Raw genomic sequence first — 3,356 nt, 5'->3', positions numbered from 1 at the left:
CGCTCGGCCGGATCGCCGCCGCCACCGCGTCCGTCGACGCCCGGCTCGCCGCGGCCGAAGCGCTCAGCGAACGCCGCTCCCCCGACTGCGTGGCACCGCTCGCCGCGCTCCTCGGCGACCGCTCGCTGCACGCGTGCGATGCCGTCGCACTGCGGGGCCTTGCGACTGTCGGGACCCCCGAGGCCGTCGAGCACGTCCTGGCGTACTGCCGAACGTCCCCCACCAGGCGGGGCATCGCGCGCGACGCGCTGAGCATCCTCGCGAACGCGCGTCGGGAGACGACGGAACCGGCGCCCTGATCGACAAGGGCGGCGGTGTTCCGGGCGATGCCCGGCGTCGCCGGAGAGCGGCGAACGCGACGTCATGGCTCTGCAGCGCTACGACGTCGAGTCCGCGGAGCGACCGGGCGTGTGGGAGGTGCGCTACTGGAGCCCGGTGAACCGCGCTCTGCTCGGACCCGACCGCCGGGTCGTCCTGCTGATCCACCGGGTGGAGGAGGTGACCGAGCTGATCCGCGCCCGCGGCGGGCGGGACGGTGACCGAGCCAGGGTCCTTGAGGCAGAGCTGTACTCGAGGGCACGGGAGCTGCAGAAGGTCAACGAGCGGCTCCGGCAGGCGCACGCCCGGGAGCGCGACGTCGCTCTCGCCCTGCAGAAGGCCATGCTGCCGACTCCCCGGGACTCCTTCGAAACCCCGAGGAATGGAGACCCTCTGGGCGCCGGCTCCTCCCGTCTCCTGAACGCGCCGCCCCCTGCGCGGACCGCTCACCGATGACGAACGCGCCGCCGTCGACGACGGTCAGGCCGCCCTCGACCAACTCCTCGAACGACTCACCGACATCCCGACTCCGGCTGGGCCGACACCACGGCAGATCGGCGTCCCAGCCACGGCGACCCTGCTGCCTGTGGTCGAGGTGAGGCACGGACCCACCCAGTGATCACGCGGCCCCGGGGCCAGAAACTGGTCCCGGGACGGGATACCCGATCTGCGTCAAATCCTCGGCCAGGTCATCGAGGTCGACGCCCGGGTTCAACGCAGAGACCACACCCTGAGTAAGAGGCCGCAGGGCATAGACGTGACGGACGGCCTCCCTGTTCACCGCGACCTCGTAGTAGTCCTCGGCGAACTGCTGATATGCCTCGGGACGGCCATCCAGCAGGACGTCGAACAGCCACTCCGCGCTGTCGCCGTCCGTTATCCCCGCAGGCAGGGCGTCGATGGTCCCGGCCCTCCACTCGGAGTCAGCCTGTTCACGCCAGAAGCACACGGTTGCCCGTGGTGTGCCGTCGTGCCCGCTGAACGCGGGTTCCGAGACGTGGTGGAGAAACGCTGCTGGCACTCCGTCGAAGAGCCCTGGCCACGGAACCGGAGGCGTGACCCGATGCGGGCTCATCGGTGACTCGTGATCGAACCCGCGGGCGTACGCACCCGCCGGCGAGAAGACGATCGAGTAGTCATTGCCGCACCCGTCGCGCATGGAGGCCATCTCCTCAGTCGGCGACCACTGAGCGTCGAACGAGTAGAACCGGGACTCCCAGTCCGGGCTCATGATGGAGTCGAGGACAGCCATGGCGCGGGAGCGATCCCGAATGATCGAGATCTCCGGCAGCTGACGAGTGAGCTCATAGAAGGACACGGCTCCATCCAAGCCCATCCCACTGACAGCACTCCCACCAGCACTCACTTGACATAGTTGATTCCACAGAACTCCGTGGGAGACCGTCTATGGGTTCTTCTGGCGATGGAACCGGGCTGAGGTTGTCACCTACATCCGTGACCAGCTCCGCCGGAGGATCCGTACCGGCAAGGGCCGCTGCCCCCACCCGGTGACCCTGATCGTTGACTCCCAGTCGGTCAAGGGCGCTTCCACCGTAGGCCGCGACAGCCGCTGCTACGACGCCGCGAAGAAAATCAACGGCCGCAAGCGACATATCACCGTGGACACGCTCGGCCTGCCGGTGATGATCACGGTGACGTCCGCCGACATCCAGGACCGCGACGCCGCCCGCGACGTGTTCTGGCGCCTTCGCCTCACCCATCCGCAGATCACCCAGGTCTGGGCCGACCGCGGCTACGCCGGCGACCTCGTGGACTGGGCCCGCGACCGCCTCTGGCTCACCCTGCGCATCGTCTCCCGACCCAAGGGCACCAAGGGATTCGTCGTCCTGCCCCGCCGCTGGAAAGTCGAGCGCACGATCGGCTGGTGCATGAACGCCCGCCGCAACGCACGCGACTACGAACGCCTTCCCCAGCACTCCGAAACCCACCTGAACTGGGCACTCATCACGGTGATGACCAAGCGACTGACCCCAAAACGGCCCGGGGCGAGCTGGTCGAAGCAACCCAGGACTGCAGGCTGAACAAAGACAACTTCACTGCCGATGCTGCAGCCCGGGGCACCAGCCGGTTCGCCACCGCCACTTCGGACAGGAGGTCATTCCTCGAAGTCCTGATAGCCGTATTCGGCGGTGTGCTCAAAATGGCCGGGAAGCGGATGCAGCGCGACCCAATCTCCCTCGCGCACCACTTCCCCACTCAGGGACGGCACCTCGATCCGGTCCCAATCGACGGTGACCTTGACCGCGTCCCCAAGCTCTCCAGCGAACATGCGGTGGGACAGGGTCGTGGTCTCGTCCTCCGCTTCCTCATCCGCCTCGAAGTCGTACCCCACCGGCTCCTCGGGCCCGGTGAACGTGATGTCCGGGTAGCCCGCTATCGAGATCGTGAGGAACGGATGCAAGTCGATCGAGTCGGTCTGCTTCCCCTGCTGGTAGACGTCCAAGGTCAGGCGGGCGCCATACCAACAGAGCAGGTACAGGTTGATCTCCTCGGCGAGCTCCGCGGTCAGATCATGCTGCACCTCCTCAAGGCTGCCTCGCACGTAGTGGGTGTCCTTCCTGGCTCCCCCAGGATCGACACCGAAGGCCAAGTCGTAGAAGCTACGCATCATTCGATCATCAGTCATGTGCGGCACCCTAACCGCCCGCACTGACAGCCCAGTTGTACGCCGATCCACACCTCAGATAGGCGAGCACGCCCAGAGTTGAAAAACACCTACTGAGCCCACATCTGCGGCCAGGCTCTGTGCGAGGAGGCAGTCCACCCGGTCCGAGCTCAGTGCCAGGGCCTGACGGGGAATCCGCAGGACGACCGCCTCGATCTGCCCGCCTGTGCATGCCCCTTCACTCGGTCGTGAGGTGTCGGTGAGCACGAGTCCCCCGCGACCACCGATTCGTTGCCCCGCTGAGAGATCATCACAGCGCCTTGTGTCATGAGCGCCAGTTGCACGTGCTCGGGATCGCCACGCCGGACATGAGTCGAGGTGCGGCGCGAGAGCACCGGCGAGTCGGACACGG

Annotated in this window: 3 protein-coding genes and 2 pseudogenes; 3 read left to right on the top strand and 2 right to left on the bottom strand. The window is 67.0% G+C overall.

From position 1 onward, the window contains the following. Nucleotides 1-299: HEAT repeat domain-containing protein (locus tag VIU94_RS37195; RefSeq protein WP_331918735.1), on the top strand; the 299-nt coding region annotated here is incomplete at its 5' end. 46 nt (nt 300-345) lie between these two features. Continuing rightward, nucleotides 346-678, top strand: a pseudogene (locus VIU94_RS37190) (protein phosphatase); the annotation flags it as partial. A gap of 259 nt (nt 679-937) precedes the next feature. Here VIU94_RS37190 and VIU94_RS37185 read toward each other — a convergent pair. Next, the gene (locus VIU94_RS37185) at nt 938-1,636 is read right to left on the bottom strand and encodes a hypothetical protein (RefSeq protein WP_331918733.1); all 699 of its coding nucleotides are present in this window, start codon (nt 1,634-1,636) and stop codon (nt 938-940) included. A 73-nt stretch (nt 1,637-1,709) separates the two neighbouring features. Between VIU94_RS37185 and VIU94_RS37180 the strand changes: the two are divergent. Then, a pseudogene (locus VIU94_RS37180) lies at nt 1,710-2,348 on the top strand (IS5 family transposase); the annotation flags it as partial. A gap of 86 nt (nt 2,349-2,434) precedes the next feature. On the opposite strand, the gene VIU94_RS37175 reads toward VIU94_RS37180, so the two are convergent. After that, entirely contained in the window at nt 2,435-2,965 is a 531-nt protein-coding gene (locus VIU94_RS37175) for a hypothetical protein (protein WP_331918731.1), read from the bottom strand. Nucleotides 2,966-3,356: the final 391 nt, after the last annotated feature.

The sequence above is a fragment of the Streptomyces sp. genome (assembly GCF_036566765.1).
GTDB lineage: Bacteria > Actinomycetota > Actinomycetes > Streptomycetales > Streptomycetaceae > Streptomyces.
This window is presented reverse-complemented; position numbering and strand designations above follow the sequence as displayed.

Bases quoted from the DNA above. Each gene is read 5' to 3' on its own strand.
- VIU94_RS37175 (WP_331918731.1), bottom strand. From the start codon at position 2,965: ATGACTGATGATCGAATGATGCGTAGCTTCTACGACTTGGCCTTCGGT.